At 73.0% G+C, this 18,647-nt stretch carries 11 protein-coding genes; 8 read left to right on the forward strand and 3 right to left on the reverse strand.

The window, feature by feature from the left end; translation table 11 throughout:
• Window positions 1-44: 44 nt before the first annotated feature.
• The 3 genes from ACWDZ7_RS24005 (at window position 45) to ACWDZ7_RS24015 (ending at window position 6,418) form a co-directional block, all read left to right on the forward strand.
• Window positions 45-3,218: an AfsR/SARP family transcriptional regulator gene (locus tag ACWDZ7_RS24005; protein WP_451799622.1), complete on the forward strand. Its 3,174-nt coding sequence runs from the start codon at window positions 45-47 to the stop codon at window positions 3,216-3,218.
• 147 nt (window positions 3,219-3,365) lie between these two features.
• The gene (locus tag ACWDZ7_RS24010) at window positions 3,366-5,015 is read left to right on the forward strand and encodes a peptidoglycan-binding protein (RefSeq protein WP_451799623.1); all 1,650 of its coding nucleotides are present in this window, start codon (window positions 3,366-3,368) and stop codon (window positions 5,013-5,015) included.
• A 5-nt stretch (window positions 5,016-5,020) separates the two neighbouring features.
• Complete coding sequence (locus tag ACWDZ7_RS24015) at window positions 5,021-6,418, forward strand: RICIN domain-containing protein (protein ID WP_451799625.1); 1,398 nt, start codon at window positions 5,021-5,023, stop codon at window positions 6,416-6,418.
• A 58-nt stretch (window positions 6,419-6,476) separates the two neighbouring features.
• Here the strand turns inward: ACWDZ7_RS24015 and ACWDZ7_RS24020 are convergent, their stop codons facing one another.
• Genes ACWDZ7_RS24020 through ACWDZ7_RS24030 form a run of 3 tightly spaced genes read right to left on the reverse strand, consistent with a single transcriptional unit; the run spans window position 6,477 to window position 10,115 of the window.
• Window positions 6,477-8,744, reverse strand: a complete 2,268-nt coding sequence (locus ACWDZ7_RS24020; RefSeq protein ID WP_451799626.1) for an AAA family ATPase — start codon at window positions 8,742-8,744, stop codon at window positions 6,477-6,479.
• Window positions 8,741-9,376 carry a DUF4255 domain-containing protein gene (locus ACWDZ7_RS24025; RefSeq protein ID WP_451799628.1) on the reverse strand — a complete coding sequence of 212 codons (636 nt, stop codon included), beginning with the start codon at window positions 9,374-9,376 and terminating at the stop codon, window positions 8,741-8,743. The genes ACWDZ7_RS24020 and ACWDZ7_RS24025 overlap by 4 nt, the downstream gene beginning before the upstream one ends.
• Before the next feature lie 52 nt (window positions 9,377-9,428).
• A complete protein-coding gene (locus ACWDZ7_RS24030) occupies window positions 9,429-10,115 on the reverse strand; it encodes a response regulator transcription factor (RefSeq protein ID WP_451799630.1) in 687 nt (228 codons plus the stop codon).
• A 289-nt stretch (window positions 10,116-10,404) separates the two neighbouring features.
• Here ACWDZ7_RS24030 and ACWDZ7_RS24035 point away from each other — a divergent pair, with 289 nt between their 5' ends.
• The 5 genes from ACWDZ7_RS24035 (at window position 10,405) to ACWDZ7_RS24055 (ending at window position 18,492) form a co-directional block, all read left to right on the forward strand.
• The gene (locus ACWDZ7_RS24035; RefSeq protein WP_451799631.1) at window positions 10,405-11,907 is read left to right on the forward strand and encodes a 3' terminal RNA ribose 2'-O-methyltransferase Hen1; all 1,503 of its coding nucleotides are present in this window, start codon (window positions 10,405-10,407) and stop codon (window positions 11,905-11,907) included.
• A complete protein-coding gene (locus tag ACWDZ7_RS24040) occupies window positions 11,904-14,534 on the forward strand; it encodes a polynucleotide kinase-phosphatase (RefSeq protein ID WP_451799633.1) in 2,631 nt (876 codons plus the stop codon). Before ACWDZ7_RS24035 ends, ACWDZ7_RS24040 begins: the two co-directional genes overlap by 4 nt.
• A 96-nt stretch (window positions 14,535-14,630) precedes the next feature.
• Entirely contained in the window at window positions 14,631-15,863 is a 1,233-nt protein-coding gene (locus ACWDZ7_RS24045) for an arginine deiminase (protein ID WP_451799706.1), read from the forward strand.
• Between the two features lie 121 nt (window positions 15,864-15,984).
• A complete protein-coding gene (argF, locus tag ACWDZ7_RS24050) occupies window positions 15,985-16,983 on the forward strand; it encodes an ornithine carbamoyltransferase (protein WP_451799634.1) in 999 nt (332 codons plus the stop codon).
• Window positions 16,984-17,046: 63 nt separating this feature from the next.
• On the forward strand, window positions 17,047-18,492 hold the full coding sequence (locus ACWDZ7_RS24055) for an amino acid permease (protein ID WP_451799635.1): 1,446 nt from the start codon (window positions 17,047-17,049) through the stop codon (window positions 18,490-18,492).
• The last annotated feature ends 155 nt before the right edge of the window (window positions 18,493-18,647 follow it).

An 18,647-nucleotide genomic window follows, 5' to 3' on the forward strand; every position in this document is an offset into this window, starting at 1 on the left:
GCGTGGTGTGTCACGGGGCAAGGGGTGGGGGTGCGGGGCCGACGATGCGGGGCGACGCGGACGGCGAACCGGGCCGGAACGGCGTGAGGGGAGCTGACCGGGACGAACCCGGCGGGGCCTTCCGGTTCCAGGTCCTCCGACCGGTGCGGGCCTGGCGCGAAGGGCAGCCGCTGACGCTCGGCTCACCGCAGCAGCGCGCCACCCTCGCCGTGCTGCTGCTGCGCGACGGGCGGCCCGTCTCCGCCGCCGAACTGGTGGACGCCCTGTGGGGCGAGGAGCCGCCGACGCGTGCGGTGGGCACGCTGCGTACGTACGTGTCCCGGCTGCGCGCCCTGCTCGAACCCGGCCGGCGCTCCCGCGCGCCCGCCCGGGTCCTGGTGTCGGCGGGCGACGGCTACGCCCTGCGGGTGCCGCGCGGCGCCCTCGACGCCCGCGAGCTGGAGGACCGGGTGGCCGCGGCGCGGCGGCTGCGCGACAGCGGCCGGCACGCCGACGCGTACGGGGAGCTGACCGCGGGGCTCGCCCTGTCGGACGGCGCCCCGCTGGCCGGTCTGCCCGGACCCTACGCCGAGCGTCAGCGCGACCGGCTCACCGAACTGTCCGTCACCGCTCAGGAAGAGCTGTTCGCCTGCGCCCTCGAACTGGGCTGCCACGGTGAGACGACCGGCGCCCTGCGGGTCTTCGCCGCCGAACACCCGCTGCGCGAACGCGCCCAGGCCCTGCTGATGCTGGCCCTGCACCGCGCCGGCCGGCAGGCGGACGCCCTCGCGGTGTACGAGGCCACGCGCCGCACGCTGGCCACGGAGCTGGGTGTCGACCCGGGCGAGGAACTCGCCGCGCTGCACGCGGGCCTCCTGACGGGCCACCCGCTCCCACCGGCCGCCGCCGCCCCGCGGCCACCGCTCCGTACGACGCCGCCCCTCGCGGACACCGGACGGCACCGCACACCCAGCCGACCGGACCCCGCACACCCCGGCCCCTCGGGTACCGGGGTGAGGGACGCGCGTCCCGTCCCCCTCACCCCCCTCGTCCCAGCGCAACTCCTCCCCGACCCCCCTGACTTCGTCGGCCGCGAGGCCGAAGTCCGTCAGCTCACCGAGACGTTGCGCTGTGCCGCGTCCGGCGACGCCATGGCCGTGGCCACGCTCACCGGGCTCGGTGGCGTCGGCAAGACCGCGCTCGCCGTGCATGTCGCGCACGCCCTGCGCGAGGAGTTCCCCGACGGGCAGTTGTACGTGGATCTGCGCGGCGCCGACCCGGCGCCCGGCGTGGAGAGCGGCAGCGCGATCACCGGGTTCCTCCGCGCCCTCGGCGTGTCCGAGAGCGCCGTGCCCGACGGCCTGGACCAGCAGACCGCCCTGTACCGCTCGCTCCTCGCCGGGCGCCGCGTCCTCGTACTGCTCGACAACGCCCGCGACACCGCGCAGGTACGGCCGCTGCTCCCCGGCACCCCGGGCTGCGCCGTCCTGGTCACCAGCCGCTCGCGGAGCATCACGCTGCCCGGCGCGCGCCTCGTCGACGTCGAGACGATGGACGAGAGGGAGGCGCTCGGCCTGCTCGCCGCCATGATCGGCCGCGACCGCGTGGCCGGCGAACGCACCGCCGCCCGCGAACTGGTCGCCACCTGCGGCGGACTGCCCCTCGCCGTCCGTATCGCCGCGGCCCGGCTGGCCGCGAGACCCGGCCGCTCCGTCGCCGACCTCGCCACCCGGCTGCGCGACGAACACCGCAGGCTGGACGAGCTGCGGGTGGACGACCTGGGCGTCGAGGCCACCTTCCGGCTCGGCTACGAGGCCCTCGACCCCGGCCTCGCCCGCGCCTTCCGCATGGCGTCGCTCTGCTACATGCCGTCCTTCTGCCGCGGCGCGGCGGGCGCCCTGCTCGACGTGGGCGACGAAGAGGCGGAGACGGCGGTGGAACGCCTGGTCGACGCGGGCCTCATGGAGCTGCACGGCGAGGACCGCTACCGCTTCCACGACCTCGTCAGGCTCTTCGCCCGGCAGCAGTGCGAGCGCCAGGAGAGCGCGCGGGAGCGCGCCGACGCCCGGCTCCGCTTCCTCGACTACGTCCTGGCCACCGTCGTCACCGCGATCCGCCGCACCAAGCCGCACAGCGTGCTGCCCGCCCTGCTGCACCAACCGGCCTCCCCGGGCAAGCCCCTCCCCGACGAGGCCGCGGCCCACGACTGGCTGGTCGTCGCCCACTCCCGCCTGTACGCGGCAGCCGAAAACGCCCTGCGCCACGTCCCGGACCACCCCGGCACACACGGCAACGGCGGCGCGCCCCCCGGGCTGCGGCCCACCGTGGATCTGCTCACCGCCTGGTCCCATCTCCTGGCCGGTACCGCTCGCCACCGTGACCTGGAGCCCCTCGCCGAGCTGGCACTGGAGACCGCTCGGCGGCACGGTGACGATCTGTGTGCGGCCCGTGCCCTGCGGCTCCTCGGGGCGCCGCACTACGGCACCGAGACCTACGGTCGTGCCGAGCGGATGCTGCGGGAGAGTCTGCGTCTGGCCGCGGTGGCGGGTGACCCGCTGGTCGGTGCCGAGGGCAGCCACGAGCTGGGCATCGTCCTCATGGGAACCGGCCGCCCCCACGCCGCCCTGGAGCAACTGCGCCTCTCCTGCGCCAGGTTCGGCGCGCTCGGCGGGCACAGCGACCGGATCCGCGTGCTGTCCCACATGGCCCGCGTGTACGTCACCCTCGGGCGGCGCGCGGAAGCCGACACCGCGCTCCGTGAAGCGGTGTGCCAGGCACGGCAGTCGGGCAGTACGTCCACACTCGCGCACGTCCTCTACCAGTCGGGCTGCGCCCTGCTGAGGGACGGCCGCGCCGCCGAGGCCGCGGACCGGCTGCGCGAGGCGGGGCGCCTGCACGCCCGGTCGCGCGACCCGCGCTGGGAGGCGCTGTGCTGGGCCCGCCTCGCCGCCTGCGAACTGGACCTGGGCAGCCCCGGCAGGGCCATGGACCGCGCGGACGCGGCGCTGGCAGTCGAGGGCGAGCTGGGCGACGCGTTCTGCCACGCCCTGGCGATGGCCGCGCGGGGCCGGGCGCTGCTCGCCCTCGGGGATCTCGACCGGGCCAGGGCCGCCCTGCTGATCGCCTACCGCGACATGGACCGGCGCGGCGCCATGGAGGCCGCCGAGATCGCCGAGCTGCTCGCCCAGTGGAAGCCGCGCACCGGCACGCCCCGGCCCGTGCTCTCGGCCCACGGCTGAGCCGCCGCCCCGGGCCGCGAGGAGGCGGTCGGCGGCGCGTACGTACGGACCCTGCACCGCCGGCCGTACGGGAGGGCAGTACGGGCTGCCCCTGACGTGGCCCTTTCGTACAAGGAGCAACCCCGCGGCGCCCTTTACCGTGCCCGTATGACGTGGTGGAACTCCCTTGACCCGGCCGCGGTGACCGTTGACCCCGGTGGCCGAGCGACCGTACGGCTTCGCGTACGCAATACGGGAGACACGGTCGAGGAGTACCGGTTGGGGGTGGTCGGCACCCCGGCGGGCTGGTCCCGCGTCGAACCGGACGTGCTGCGCCTCTACCCGGGCAGCGAGGGCACCGCCGAGATCTCCTTCGCGCCGCCCCGCTCGCCGGACGCGACCGCCGGGCCGACGCCGTTCGGCGTCCGCGTCGAGCCCCGGGAACAGCCCGGGGTCCGCGATGTCGTCGAGGGCCAGGTCACCGTCACGCCCTTCTCCGAGATACGGGCCGAACTCCTTCCGCCCACCATCGTCGGACGCGTCCGCGGCCGGGCCTCCGTCGCCGTGGACAACCTCGGCAACACCCCGCTCACCGCATCGCTGACCGCCCGCGACGACGCAGACCGGCTCACCTTCGACGTCCTGCCCACGAGCGTCCAAGTCGCCCCCGGTCGCGCGGTGTTCGCCAAGTTGGCGGTGCGTCCGCAGCAGGTGCGGTGGACGGGCCCCGCGCAGGCGCACCCGCTCACCGTCTCCGTGCGCCGCTCCGGCGACGAGACCGCCCACGAGCTGCCGGGCAGCTTCGACCAGCGTGCGCTCCTGCCGCGCGGGCTCCTCGCGCTCGGCAGCGTCCTCGTGGCGCTCACCGTCGCGTCCGTGGTGCTCTGGTTCTCCTTCACGCCCAAGATGACGGGCTCAGCGCGTGAGAACCAGGCCGCCGCGGCGCCGGACGCGGCCCCGCAGGGCGGCGAGAAGGACGAACTCGGCGACGCCCCGCCGCCTCCGAAGGAGAAGAAGACCGGTGACGCCCCAGGCAGTGGTGGTACCGGCGGCGGGGGCGCGGGGCCCGGTGGCGGAGGTGACGACGGCGGCTCCGGTGGCTCCGGTGGGTCGTCCTCGTCCGGCGGCGGCGGAGGAGGCGGGGGCGATGGAGGCGGTGTCACCGCCGGTGACGCGACCGGCGGTGACAGGCCGAGGCCCGGCGCCAAGCGCGGCGCCACCCACGCGGGACCGCCGTGGAAGCGGGGCTACAAGCCGGACGTCGTGGTCGAGTACGCCCAGCGCCGCCTCGCCGCCCTCGGCTCCAGTAACGCCTGCACGCTCGACGGCCGTTGGACCCCCGGCGTCATCGACGCCAACACGGAGGACTCGTTGATCTGCTACCAAGAAGCTGTGGTCCGTAGCGGCCGGAGCAGCGGCGACAACACCGCGCAGATCTTCGCCACCGACCAGAAGGGCACGCTCGGCCGGGCCACCCTCACCTCCCTGTGGGCACAGGGTGTCCGCGCCGCCGACGTCCGTTCCGGCGCCGACAGCTGGGAGGTCGTGCAGGTGCAGGCGGCGTTCTGGTGGGCCTCGCAGGCCGGCATCAGCGACGACGACCTGTCCCGCGACCGGGCGTACGCCCAGCACGGCGTCGCCTACTTCGAGAACGGCCGCACCCCGCCCACGACGGCCAGGTACAGCGGCAACACCGCCGCCCACATCAAGGAGTACCAGGGCGCGGTCGGCCTCCCCCGGACCGGCGTCGCGGACACCGCGACCCTCCGGGCGATGGTCGGCGGAAGCGTGAAGAGCCCCGGCGTGGCGGGGCGGTGAGCGGCATGTGGACCGCACTCGAACCCGACGCCACCACCGTGGAGCCCGGCTCCGCCGCGACCGTGCGGCTGCGCGTGCGCAACACCGGCGACACCGTCGAGGAGTACCGCCTCCAGATGGTCGGCGACGCGGCCGGCTGGTCCCGCGTCCAGCCCGACGTGCTGCGCCTGTACCCGGGCGCGGAGGCCACGGCCGAGGTCGTGCTCGCGCCGCCCCGGACCCCGGACGCGCAGGCGGGCCCGGTGCGGTTCGGCGTACGTGTGCGCCCGCGCGAGGCGCCGCACACCGCGGACGTCGTCGAGGGCCAGGTCACCGTGGCCCCGTTCACCGAACTCCGCACGGAGTTGCTTCCGTTGGTCGTACGCGGCCGGCTGCGCGCCAAGGCGGCGGTGGCCGTCGACAACCTCGGCAACCAGCAGCTGACCGCCTCCTTCTCCGGCCGCGAGAACGGCGAGGAGCTGGAGGTGGAGGCCGAGCCCGGCTCGGTCCAAGTCGCCCCGGGGCGCGCCGGTTTCGCGGAGCTGAGCCTGAAGCCCGGCGCGGTGAGCTGGGTCGGCGGCACCCGCAAGCATCCGTTCACCGTCTCCGTGCTCCGGGCCGGGGTGCCCGATCCGGTGGAGCTGCGCGGCACCTACGTACAGCCGTCGGTGTTCCCGCGCTGGGTGATGGCGGTGTTCTCCGTCCTGGTCGCGCTGGGCGTGGCGGCGGCCGTGCTGTGGTTCCAGCACAAGCCGAACGTGACCACCCAGGCCAGGGAGAAGCCCGGCAAGCAGCAGCAGCTCCCGCAGGGCGACGGCATGAAGCAGGCGCCGAGCCCCAAGCCGAGCGCCGACGAGAAGGAGAAGAAGGAGAAGCCCGCGCCCCCGGACGACGGCGAGGAAGACGCGCCGAAGTCCGAGCCGGGCGGCGGCGAGAAGGCCGAGAAGGACGAGAAGAAGGACGACACACCCAAGGGCCCCGAGACGCACACCATCCGCAGCGCCGAGGGAAGCGGCTGGTATCTGGAGGTCAAGAAGGGGGAGCAGGCCGACGGCACCTACGTCGGCCAGAACCCCTCCCTCACGGACGAGTTCGGCGAGAACCAGGACTGGGTCCTGCACCACTACCCCGAGTCCGACACCTACGCCCTGGAGCCCGCCAGCGCCCCGGGCACCGTCATGGACCAGAAGGTCAACACCAACATCGTCCAGATCCTCCGTGCCCCGCCGGAGAACATCAGGACCGGCCGGCTGCCGGACAACCAGAAGTGGAAGCTGGAGAGGCGTGACGACGGGCTGACGCGGATCGTCGCCGTCGGCTCCGGCGAGTGCCTCGTCGACATGCAGAACGACACCAGCGCGGTCACGTGGAAGTGCGACGACCGCACGAGCATGGGCTGGACGATCTCCGACTGGCCGCAGTAGCGGGTCCGCGGGTTCGCGGGTCCGCGGTCCGCGGGTCCGCGGGTCTCCCCGTGTCGGGTCACTGCCAGGGCAGTGACCCACCCGGCTCCAGGCGGCCCATCTTGCGGTACTCCCGCCGCGCCCCGGCCCGTACGTCGGCTCCCGAGACCGGGCCGCCGCGCCCCGCCGCCAGATAGGCGGCGGTGACGGCCGCCGACCGGATGCCGCCACCGGAAAGCTCGAACTCCTTGGCGCACAGGGCGAGTTCCTCCTCCAGGCCAGGTGCGCCGGGCGCGCCCGCCAGGGCGGTCCGCCACAGGGTGACGCGCTGCTCGACGTCCGGGAAGGGGAAGTCGACCACGAGGTCCAGACGCCGTGTGAACGCGTCGTCGATGTTGGCGCGCAGATTGGTGGTCAGCACGGCGATCCCGTCGAAGGCTTCCAGGCGCTGGAGCAGATAGGCGCTCTCCAGGTTGGCGTACCGGTCGTGGGAGCTCTTGACCTCCGAGCGCTTGCCGAAGACGGCGTCGGCCTCGTCGAAGAGCAGTACGGCGTCCGTGCGGTCGGCCTCGGAGAAGATCCGCTCCAGGTTCTTCTCCGTCTCGCCGATGTACTTGTCGACGACCGCCGACAGGTCCACCACGTACAGATCCAGGCCCAGTTCACCGGCCACCACCTCGGCGGACAGGGTCTTCCCGGTGCCGGAGCCCCCGGCGAACATCGCGATCACCCCGCGCCCGCGCCCGCCTCCGGTGCGCAGCCGCCAGGTGCCGAGCACCATGTCGCGGTGCCGGGCGCGCAGGGCCAACTCGCGTAGCTGGGCGAGTGGTTCGTCGGGAAGCACGAGATCCTTGAAGCCGACCTCGGGCCGGATGCGCCGGGCGTGCTTGTCGAGGACCGGCGCGGATTGCAGGCGGGCGCTGCGCTGGATGTGCGCGGCGGTCGGCACGGTCCCGTCGAACGCGGCCAGTCCGGCGGCGACCCGAGCGGCCCGGCGAATCTGCACCTCACCGAGCCGATAGGGGGCGACGGCTTCCCCAAGATCGAAGCCGAGTTCGAAGCCGGGGCCGAAGCGGGGGCCGGTGCCGGGGGCGGAGCGGGGGTCGAAGCCGAGGTCGGAGCCGGGCTCGGTGCCGGGGCCGGGGCGAGGGTCGGAGCGGGGGCCGGTGCCGGGGTCGGGGCCGGTGCCGGTGCCGAGGTCGGAGCTGAGGCCGGAGCGAGGGCCGGTGCCGGGGGCGGAGTTGGGGGCCGTGGCGAGGTCGAGGCCGGTGCCGGAGGTGGGGTCGGGGCCGCGGACCGGCTCGCTGGGCGGTGCGTGTCGGGCGAGTTCGGTGCGCCACACGCGGGGCGCGTCTATGTCGTCCCGCGGCGGCGCGTCCAGGGCGAGCAGTCCCGCGTCGGGCGCCCATCCGGGGTCGTACGGCTCGCTCCCGACGAACACCACCGGTACGTCTCCGGTCGCCAACGAGCGTACGAGGGCCGCCGCTTCGGGAGGGAGCGGCGCCACGACGAGTGCGGCCCGCCGCAGCCGTGCCTCGCGCAGCAGCGCGACGGCGGTCGCGGCATCCGCGCTCCCCGGCCCGGTGGGGGGCAGATGGTGCAGCACGGGCAGCCCGGCGGCGCGCAGCGCGGCGATCACCGGCTCGGCGGCGGTGCCTTCCCTGCGCTCGCGCAGATGGACGAGGACGGGCCGCGCGACGGCGATGTCCGCGAGGCGCGCGGCGAGCGGATCCGCCACCCGTGACTCCTCCGGACGCAGCAGTTCGACAGCGCGGCCCATCAGCTCCGGATCCAGCTCGTCGTCACCGAGCAGCCACGCCACCACCCGCTCCGGCACCCGCAGCGCGCGCCCCGGCAGCGGCCGGTCCTCCTCGTCGAGGACGAGGAGCCCCCCGGCGCGCAGCGGCGCCCGGGGATGGAAGCGGGCGCGGGCCGCCGGGTCGTACGGCCCGGTGCCCGCGAGGTCGAGGGCCAGCGCGACCGTGGCGCGACGCCGCCCCACGTCGTCGTTGAGGAAGCCGTACAGCGGCTCGAAGCGGCGGTCCACGTCGGGCGCGAGGGCGGCCAGCACAATACGAAGGTCCAGCGAGGTGAGCCCGAACAGAGCGGCCAACTCGCCGAGCGAGCCGCCGAGTTCCCGCTCTCCAAAGGTGCGGGACGGGACCGGAGACGGAGCTGTCGCCAGCCGGTGGGCCGTCTCCGGTGACACGTACAGGCCGCGCAGCGGATCCGCCGCCGTGGGGTCGGCCGCGCCGCGCAGCCCGACCAGCTCGGCCACGCGCCCGCGCAACACGTCGAGCTGGGCCAGCACCGTTCCGGACGCGTTCACCGGCTCGGACGCGTTCACTGGGCGTCCTTCCCGTCGCGCGACCGGGTCCGCATCCGCCGTGGCCGCGCGTCGCCCGGCTCGCCGTCGATGCCGTGTACGACGACGGCGCCCTCGGTGACCGGTGGCGCGACGTCGTACGTCGCGGACACCGGGAACGGCACGGTGATGACGACGTCCAGGGACGGCTTCAGCTCGCCGCCGAGCGCCGACCAGATGTCCGCGATGGACCGGGACTCGGGCGGCGGCACCGCGACGCTGAGCGGCAGCGGCACCCGCAGCGCGGCGAGCGCGTCCGGCAGCCGGTCGGGCGGCAGCAGCTCGTGCGCGAGCAGGGTGCCCAGAGCCGCCGAGAGGAGCCGGTGCTCGTCCTCGGGACGGTTGGTCCAGGCGGTGAGCAGGTACGAGAGCCGGAACCAGCGCGGCGGCTGCCGCCTGCGCAGCACGACGCCGTCCGGGCCGCGCTCCGCGTACGCGCCGCGCTCGCGCCGGGCCACGTCCTCGCGGATGTCGTACAGGTACGAGTTGAGCGTGGGCGCGTTGCGGCGCGCCGCCCAGTCGCGGTTCGGCGCCTCGAAGACGACGTCGCCGGTCCCTTCGGGGAGCGCGCCCCGCAGCAGCCGGCGCAGCGCTTCGTCCACTTCGTGGATCACGTCGACGCCCCGGGCCCGGCCGGGCGTCGGAGGTGGTGGTGGGTCGGCGGCATCAGATGTATCCCTCCCGCAGCGCGTACGCGACGGCATGCGCGCGGTTCTGCAGCTGCAGGCGCGTCATCAGCGCGTGCAGCACGTTTTTGACGGTGCGTTCGGAGTAGGCGAGCTTCTCCGAGATCTGCTTGGTGTCCAGGCCGTCCGCGATCAGCCGCACCACGTCCACCTCGCGGGGCGCCATGCCCAGCGTCGGCACGAGCGCGCCGGCGGCCGACGGGGTGCCGTCGAGCGCCGAGAGCCGCAGCCGCCCCAGCTGGGTCATGAGCCGGTTGATGAGGTCGGGCGGCAGCTCCCCTTCGCCCCGCGCCGCGCTGTGCACGGCGCGCAGCAGCTTCTGCGGGGTCGCCTGGTGCCGCCAGAGGATGGCCCGTACGCCGCACTCGACGGCCGCGAGCAGCTCCGGCTCGCGCAGCTCGCTCGCGATCAGCACGACGCGCTGCTCGGCGGACCTGGCGAGGCGGCGCAGCTCGGTGCCCGCGGGGTCGTCGAGCCGGTCGACGAGCATGACGGCGACCCGCTCCGGTGGCGGCGCCGCTTCGTGCGTGGCCCCGGGTGTCTTCGATGTGTCCTCGGTACGGTCCACCAGCTCGACGCTGGGCTGGTGGCGGAGGTGACTGATCACTCCGGCCCTACTGAGGGGGTCGGCGGCGTGCACGGCCACCGATATGCGTGTATCCGACACTGGTTTTCCCTGTCTTCCCCCGAATATCGACGGGCACAGGGTGAGCGAGGTCGATCAATAAACGATTACCGATGGATCAACGCGGACGTTTACGGACGTGAGTGGACGTGCGAGTGGACGTGAGCAGACGTCAGTGTGCGTGGGCGGACGCGAGTGAATGTGCGCGCCCGGGGACTCCCACGCGGTGCCTGACGAGGGAAAATTCCCGGGTGTGCCCGCGGCGGGCGCTGTACTTTGAGGGACCTGACCACCCCCCTCAGCCCTGACCCCGTTTCGAGGCCGACCCACCGTGTTCCTGACGATCAGCACCACCGGCACCCCAGAACGCCCGGCGACCGACCTCGGGTTCCTGCTGCACAAGCACCCCGACAACGCGCAGGCCTTCTCCACCTCCTACGGCACCGCGCACGTCCTCTACCCCGAGGCGACCGCCGAACGCTGTACGGCCGCGCTGCTCCTGGAGGTCGATCCCGTCGCGCTCGTGCGGCGCGGCAAGGGCAAGGGACGGGGCGGGGCGCCCGACGCGGCGCTCGCGCAGTACGTGAACGACCGGCCCTACGCCGCCTCGTCGTTGCTCGCCGTCGCGCTGAGCGCGGTGTTCTCCAGCGCCCTGCACGGCGTGTGCAAGGCGCGTCCCGAGCGGGCCCGGCAGCCGCTGCCGCTGCGCGTCGAGGTGCCGGCGCTGCCCGCGCGCGGCGGCGGTGAGCTGGTGCGGGCGCTGTTCGAGCCGCTGGGCTGGACGGTGGCGGTGACGCCCGTACCGCTGGACGAGCGGTTCCCCGAGTGGGGTGACTCGCGGTACGTCGGCCTCGTACTCGACGCCCCGGATGACAAGTTGACCCTGGGTGAGGCGCTCCGGCACCTGTACGTCCTACTGCCTGTCCTGGACGACGCCAAGCACTACTGGGTCTCGGCGGACGAGGTCGACAAGCTGCTGCGGGCCGGTGAGGGCTGGCTCGCGGACCACCCGGAGCAGCAGCTCATCACCAGCCGCTACCTGGCTCGGCGCTGGTCCCTGACCCGCGAGGCGAGGGAGCGGCTCGAACTGGTGCGGCTCGCCGACGCCGACGACACGGACGTCGACGAGGTCGACAACGCCGTCGACGAGGAGTCCGACACCGACGAGAAGCCGGTGCCGCTCGCCGTGCGGCGCCGTGAGGCGATCCTCGCGGCGCTCACCGCCGCCGGGGCGGGACGCGTGCTCGACCTGGGCTGCGGGCAGGGCCAGCTGGTGCAGGCGCTGCTCAAGGACGCCCGGTTCACGGAGATCGTCGGCGTCGACGTGTCCATGCGCGCGCTGACCGTCGCCTCGCGGCGTCTGAAGCTGGACCGCATGGGCGAGCGTCGGGCGGAGCGCGTGAAACTCTTCCAGGGCTCGCTCGCGTACACCGACAAGCGGCTCAAGGGGTACGACGCGGCGGTGCTCAGCGAGGTCGTCGAACATGTCGACCTGGAGCGGCTGCCGGCCCTGGAGTACGCGGTCTTCGGCTCCGCGCGGCCCCGCACCGTCCTGGTGACGACGCCGAACGTCGAGTACAACGTCCGCTGGGAAACCCTCCCGGCCGGCCACGTCCGCCATGGCGACCACCGCTTCGAGTGGACGCGCGAGGAGTTCGCGTCCTGGGCCCGCCAGGTGTCCGAACGCCACGGGTACGACGTGGAGTTCGCACCGGTCGGCGACGAGGACCCCGAGGTGGGCCCGCCGACCCAGATGGCGGTCTTCACACGGAACGAGGACAAGCGCGACGGCACCGGACCCGCCGAGAGCACGCAGGGAGTGAAGGCGGCATGACCGACGACAGCAGCACCAGCAGCACGAGCAGCAGTACCGAAGCACCTCAGGCGGGGCGAATGCTCCCCGTCACCGACCTCTCCCTCGTCGTCCTCATGGGCGCCACCGGCTCCGGCAAGTCCACCTTCGCCCGGCGGCACTTCAAGTCCACCGAGGTGATCTCCAGCGACTTCTGCCGCGGCCTCGTCGCCGATGACGAGAACGACCAGGGCGCCAGCCGTGACGCCTTCGACGTGCTGCATTACATCGCGGGCAAGCGGCTGGCCGCGGGCCGTCGTACCGTCGTCGACGCGACCAACGTACAGAGCGACAGCCGCAAGCAGCTGATCGAGCTGGCCAGGGAGTACGACGTGCTGCCCATCGCCATCGTGCTCGACGTGCCCGAAGAGGTCTGCGCCGCGCGCAACGCCACGCGCGCGGACCGGGCCGGCGTCCCGCGCCGCGTCATCCAGCGCCACCAGCGCGAACTGCGCCGCTCGCTGCGGCACTTGGAGCGCGAGGGTTTCCGGAAGGTGCACGTCCTGCGTGGGGCGGAGGAGATCGACGGCGCCGGGATCGTCACCGAGAAGCGCTACAACGACCTCTCCCACCTCACCGGCCCCTTCGACATCATCGGCGACATCCACGGCTGCGCCTCCGAACTGGAGAGCCTCCTCGGCAAGCTCGGCTACGTCGACGGGCGGCACCCCGAAGGCCGTACGGCCGTGTTCGTCGGCGACCTCGTCGACCGCGGCCCCGACACCCCCGGCGTGCTGCGCCGCGTCATGGCGATGGTCGCCGCGGGCACCGCGCTGTGCGTGCCCGGCAACCACGAGAACAAGCTCGGCCGCCACCTGAAGGGCCGCCGCGTCCAGCACACCCACGGACTCGCCGAGACCATCGAGCAGTTGGCGCGCGAGAGTGACGAATTCCGCGCCGAGGTGCGTGAGTTCGTGGACGGGCTCGTCTCGCACTACGTCCTCGACGGCGGCAAGCTGGTCGTCTGCCACGCCGGTCTGCCCGAGAAGTACCACGGGCGGACGTCCGGACGGGTGCGCTCGCACGCGCTGTACGGCGACACCACCGGCGAGACCGACGAGTTCGGTCTTCCGGTGCGCTACCCGTGGGCGGAGGACTACCGCGGCAAGGCCGCCGTCGTCTACGGCCACACCCCCGTGCCCACCGCGTCCTGGCTGAACAACACCATCTGCCTGGACACCGGCGCCGTCTTCGGCGGCAAGCTGACCGCGCTGCGCTGGCCGGAGCGGGAACTCGTCGACGTACCGGCGGAGCGGGTCTGGTACGAGCCCGCCAAGCCGCTGCGCACCGAGGCGCCCGGCGGCCACGAAGGACGCCCGCTCGACCTGACCGACGTACACGGACGCCGCGTGGTCGAGACCCGGTACGGGGGCCGCGTCGCCGTCCGCGAGGAGAACGCGGCCGCCGCCCTGGAGGTCATGAGCCGCTTCGCCGTCGACCCGCGCCTGCTGCCGTACCTGCCGCCGACGATGGCACCCACGGCCACCTCCCGCCGGGAGGCCCGCGGCGGAGCCGCTGATGGACCCCGCGGCGGAGCCGCTGATGGAGACTTCCTGGAGCACCCGGCCGAGGCCTTCGCGTCGTACGCGCGGGACGGCGTCGCCCGCGTCGTGTGCGAGGAGAAGCACATGGGCTCGCGCGCGGTGGCCCTGGTCTGCCGCGACGCGGCCGTGGCCCGTGAGCGCTTCGGCGTCGAGGAGGGCCCGACCGGCTCCCTCTACACCCGCACGGGCCGCCCCTTCTTCAGCGACGCGTCCGTCACCGAGGAGATACTCGCCCGGCTGCGCGCCGCCGTCACCGAGGCGGGCCTGTGGGAGGAGCTGGACACGGACTGGCTGCTGCTCGACGCCGAGCTGATGCCGTGGTCGCTCAAGGCGTCCGGCCTGCTCCGTACGCAGTACGCGGCCGTCGGCGCCGCATCCCGGGCCGTCTTCCCCGGGGCGCTGGCCGCCCTGGAGGCAGCGACGGCGCGCGGCGTCGACGCGGGCCCGCTCCTCGCCAGGCAGCGCGAACGCGCCGTCGACGCCGCCGCGTTCACCGACGCCTACCGCCGCTACTGCTGGCCGACCGACGGCCTGGAGGGCGTACGGCTCGCGCCGTTCCAGATCCTGGCCGTCCAGGGCCGCAGCCTCGCCGCGCTCCCGCACGACGAGCAACTGGCCCTGATCGACCGCATGGTGGAGCACGACGGGAGCGGCCTGCTCCGGACCACCCGCCGCCTCTACGTCGACACCGGCGACGAGTCGTCCGTCGGGGCGGGCGTCGACTGGTGGCTGGAGATGACCAGCCGCGGCGGCGAGGGCATGGTCGTCAAGCCCGTCGCGTCCCTCGTCAGGAACGACCAGGGGCGGCTGGTGCAGCCCGGCATCAAGTGCCGGGGCCGCGAGTACCTGCGGATCGTCTACGGCCCGGAGTACACGCGCCCGGAGAACCTGGACAAGCTGCGGGACCGCTCCCTCGGCCACAAGCGCTCGCTCGCCACGCGCGAGTACGCGCTCGGCCTGGAGGCCCTGGACCGCCTCGCGGAGGGCGAGCCGCTGTGGCGCGTCCACGAGTCGGTCTTCGCGGTCCTCGCGCTGGAGTCGGAGCCGGTGGACCCGAGGCTCTGAGCGCCACCGCGTACGGCGTTGACCGCGCGTATGGTGTCGGCCGTGCGTACGGCGTTGACCGCGCGTACGCCGTCCGGCCGGGGAAAGATGGACCCCATGGGATTCCATGTCGACTCCGAGGCCGGGCGGCTGCGCCGCGTCATACTGCACCGCCCCGATCTGGAGCTCAAGCGGCTGACTCCGAGCAACAGGAAAGCCCTGCTCTTCGACGACGTGCTGTGGGTGCGCAGGGCCCGCCAGGAGCACGACGGTTTCGCGGACGTGCTGCGCGACCGGGGCGTCGCGGTGCACCTCTTCGGCGACCTGCTGACCGAGACCCTGGACGTGCCCGCGGCCCGCCTCCTCGTCCTGGACCGGGTCTTCGACGAGAAGGAGTACGGCCCGCTGGCCACCGACCACCTGCGGGTCGCGTTCGAGACGATGCCGTCGGTGGAGCTCGCCGAGGCGCTGGTGGGCGGCATGACCAAGCGGGAGTTCCTGGAGGCCCACCCCGAGCCGACGTCCGTGCGCTTCCACTGCATGGACCTGGACGACTTCCTGCTCCGCCCGCTGCCCAACCACCTCTTCACCCGCGACACCTCCGCCTGGATCTACGACGGCGTCTCCATCAACGCCATGCGCTGGCCCGCCCGGCAGCGCGAGACCGTGCACTTCGAGGCGATCTACCGCCACCACCCGCTGTTCCGCGGCGAGGACTACCACGTCTGGTCGGAGGGCCAGGCGGACTTCCCCTCGACCATCGAGGGCGGCGACGTCCTGGTGATCGGCAAGGGCGCGGTGCTCATCGGCATGAGCGAGCGCACCACACCGCAGGCCGTCGAGATGCTCGCGCACAAGCTGTTCGCGGCGGGCTCGGCGCGGACGATCGTGGCGCTCGACATGCCGAAGCGGCGCGCGTTCATGCATCTCGACACGGTCATGACGATGGTCGACGGCGACACCTTCACGCAGTACGCGGGCCTCGGCATGCTCCGCTCGTACACCATCGAACCGGGCGTCGGCGACCGCGAGTTGAAGGTCACCGACCATCCACCCGAGAACATGCACCGGGCCATCGCCGCCGCGCTCGGCCTCGACGCGATCCGGGTGCTCACGGCCACGCAGGACGTGCACGCGGCCGAGCGCGAGCAGTGGGACGACGGCTGCAACGTCCTCGCGGTCGAGCCGGGCGTGGTGGTCGCGTACGAGCGGAACGCGACCACCAACACGTATCTGCGCAAGCAGGGCATCGAGGTGATCGAGATCCTGGGCAGCGAGCTGGGGCGCGGCCGGGGCGGGCCGCGGTGCATGAGCTGCCCGGTGGAGAGGGGCGCGGTGCCGGGGGCCTAGCCGCGGCCTGCGGCCCCGGGTGCACGGAGTCTCACCTGCCCGCATGCCTGCATATAAATGTCGAGGATCGTATATAGTTTCAATTCCCCTGTCCCCGTTCTCGCGTCCCAGGAGCGTCACCATGGCCACACACCTCACCGGTCGCCACTTCCTCAAGGAGCTGGACTTCACCGCCGAGGAGTTCCGCGGCCTGATCGGCCTGGCCGCCGAGCTGAAGGCGGCGAAGAAGGCCGGGACCGAGACACGGCGCCTTTCCGGCAGGAACATCGCCCTGATCTTCGAGAAGAGCTCCACCCGTACGCGCTGCTCCTTCGAGGTCGCCGCCGCCGACCAGGGCGCCTTCACGACGTACATCGACCCGTCCGGCTCACACATCGGCAAGAAGGAGTCCACCAAGGACACCGCCCGGGTACTCGGCCGGATGTTCGACGCGATCGAGTTCCGCGGGGACGCCCAGGAGACCGTGGAGACGCTCGCCGCCCACGCGGGCGTGCCCGTCTACAACGGCCTGACCGACGACTGGCACCCCACCCAGATGCTCGCCGACGTCCTCACGATGACGGAGCACAGCGCCAAGCCGCTCCCCGGCATCGCCTTCGCCTATCTGGGTGACGCCCGCTTCAACATGGGCAACTCCTACCTCGTCACCGGCGCCCTCCTCGGCATGGATGTCCGCATCGTCGCGCCCAAGGCCTACTGGCCGGCCGAGGAGGTCCTCACCCGGGCCCGCGAGCTCGCCGCGGCCAGCGGCGCCCGGATCACGCTCACCGAGGCGGTCGACGAGGGCGTCCGGGGCGCCGACTTCGTCACCACCGACGTCTGGGTCTCCATGGGCGAGCCGAAGGAGATCTGGGACGAGCGGATCACCGCCCTCGCGCCGTACGCGGTGACGATGGACGTCCTGCGCGCCACCGGCAACGCGGACGTGAAGTTCCTGCACTGCCTGCCGGCCTTCCACGACCTGGGCACCGAGGTCGGCCGCGAGATATACGAGAGCCATGGGCTGACCTCCCTGGAGGTCACCGACGAGGTCTTCGAGTCGGCGCACTCCGTCGTCTTCGACGAGGCCGAGAACCGCCTGCACACCATCAAGGCGGTACTGGTCGCGACCCTCGCCTGACCTGCCGTACGACGAACGCGCGACGCACCACGCTCCACGCACCACCAGAATCGAGAACCACCCATGAGCCCCGCCAACCCGCACAGGTCGCGCGTCAAGTCCCCCGACCAGCTCGTCGCCGAATCCGGCGCCGACCTGGAAGGGCACGGCCTGAAGCGGACCATGGGGCTCTTCCAGCTCGTGTGCTTCGGTGTCGGCGCCATCGTCGGCACCGGCATCTTCGTAGGCCTGTCCGACTCCGTCGCCGAGGCGGGCCCCGCCGTCGCCGTCTCGTACGTCCTCGCGGCCGTGACCTGCATCTTCACCGCGTTCTCGTTCGCCGAGCTGGGTGGCGCGATCCCGGTGTCGGGCAGCTCGTACTCCTTCGCGTACGCCTCTCTCGGCGAGCGCGTCGCGTTCCTCGTCGGCTGGTGTCTGCTCCTGGAGTACGGCGTCTCCGTCTCGGCGGTCGCGGTCGGCTGGAGCCAGTACCTCAACGAACTCCTCGACAGCCTCACCGGATGGCAGCTGCCCACCGTCCTGTCCGCGGGCCCCGGCCAGGGCGGCGCCGTGAACCTGCCCGCCGTCGTCGTCATCCTGCTCGCCGCGGTGCTCCTGGTGCGGGGCATCCGCGAGAGCGCCGGTGCCACCGCCGCGATGGCGGTGCTGAAGATCGGCATCCTGCTGCTGTTCCTGGCCATCGCCTTCACCGCATTCAAGGACGGCAATCTGACGCCCTTCGCGGGCGCGGGCGTCTCCGGCATCACCTCGGGCGCCTCGATCGCCTTCTTCTCCTTCATCGGCTTCGACGCCGTCACCACGGCCGGCGAGGAGGTCAGGAACCCGCGGCGCAACATCCCGCTCGCGATCATGATCTGCATCGGTGTGGTCACCCTGCTGTACGTCGCCGTCGCGCTCGCGGCCATCGGCGCGCTCGGCCCGGACGCCGTGGCCGACAAGCCCGCCGCGCTCTCGCTCATCGTCGACCAGGTCACCGACTCGGCCGTCGGCGGCGGCATCATCGCCTTCGGCGCGGTCGTCGCCATCGCCTCCGTCGTGCTCGCCGTGATGTACGGCCAGACCCGCATCCTGATGTCGATGTCCCGCGACGGCCTCATGCCGCGCGTCTTCGAACGCGTCTCGCCGCGCACGTCGACGCCCGTCGCGGGCACGTGGATCGTCGCGGCCGTCGTCGCCGTCCCCGCCGCCTTCTCCTCGCTGGACGTGGTGGTCAACCTGACCACCATCGGCACGCTCGCGGTCATGGCCGTGGTGAACGTCGCGGTGCTCGCCCTGCGCCGCTCGAACCCCGGCCTGCGCCGCACCTTCCGCGTCCCGCTCCACCCCGTCAGCCCGCTCCTCGGCCTGGGCTTCTGCCTCTATCTGATCTGGGGCACGGGCTGGTCGACGTGGGTGCAGTTCACCGTGTTCCTGGTGGTGGGCGCGGTGGTGTACGCGCTCTACGGCCGCGGCAGGTCCCGTCTCGCGAACGCGCCCGATCAGGCCCTGACGAGGGGCCCCGTCCAGTAAGCCGTTCCGTCGGGTCGCGGTTATATCGCGCACTCATGACGACAGTCACGAAGGGGTGATAAATTCAGGAGCGGAACCACAGCGCACGCGCACAGCGAACAGAGCGTCCAGCGAGCAGCGAGCAGCGAACTCCGCCCCAGCCCCAGCCGCAGGCC

It is taken from the genome of Streptomyces sp. NPDC003032, assembly GCF_053591415.1.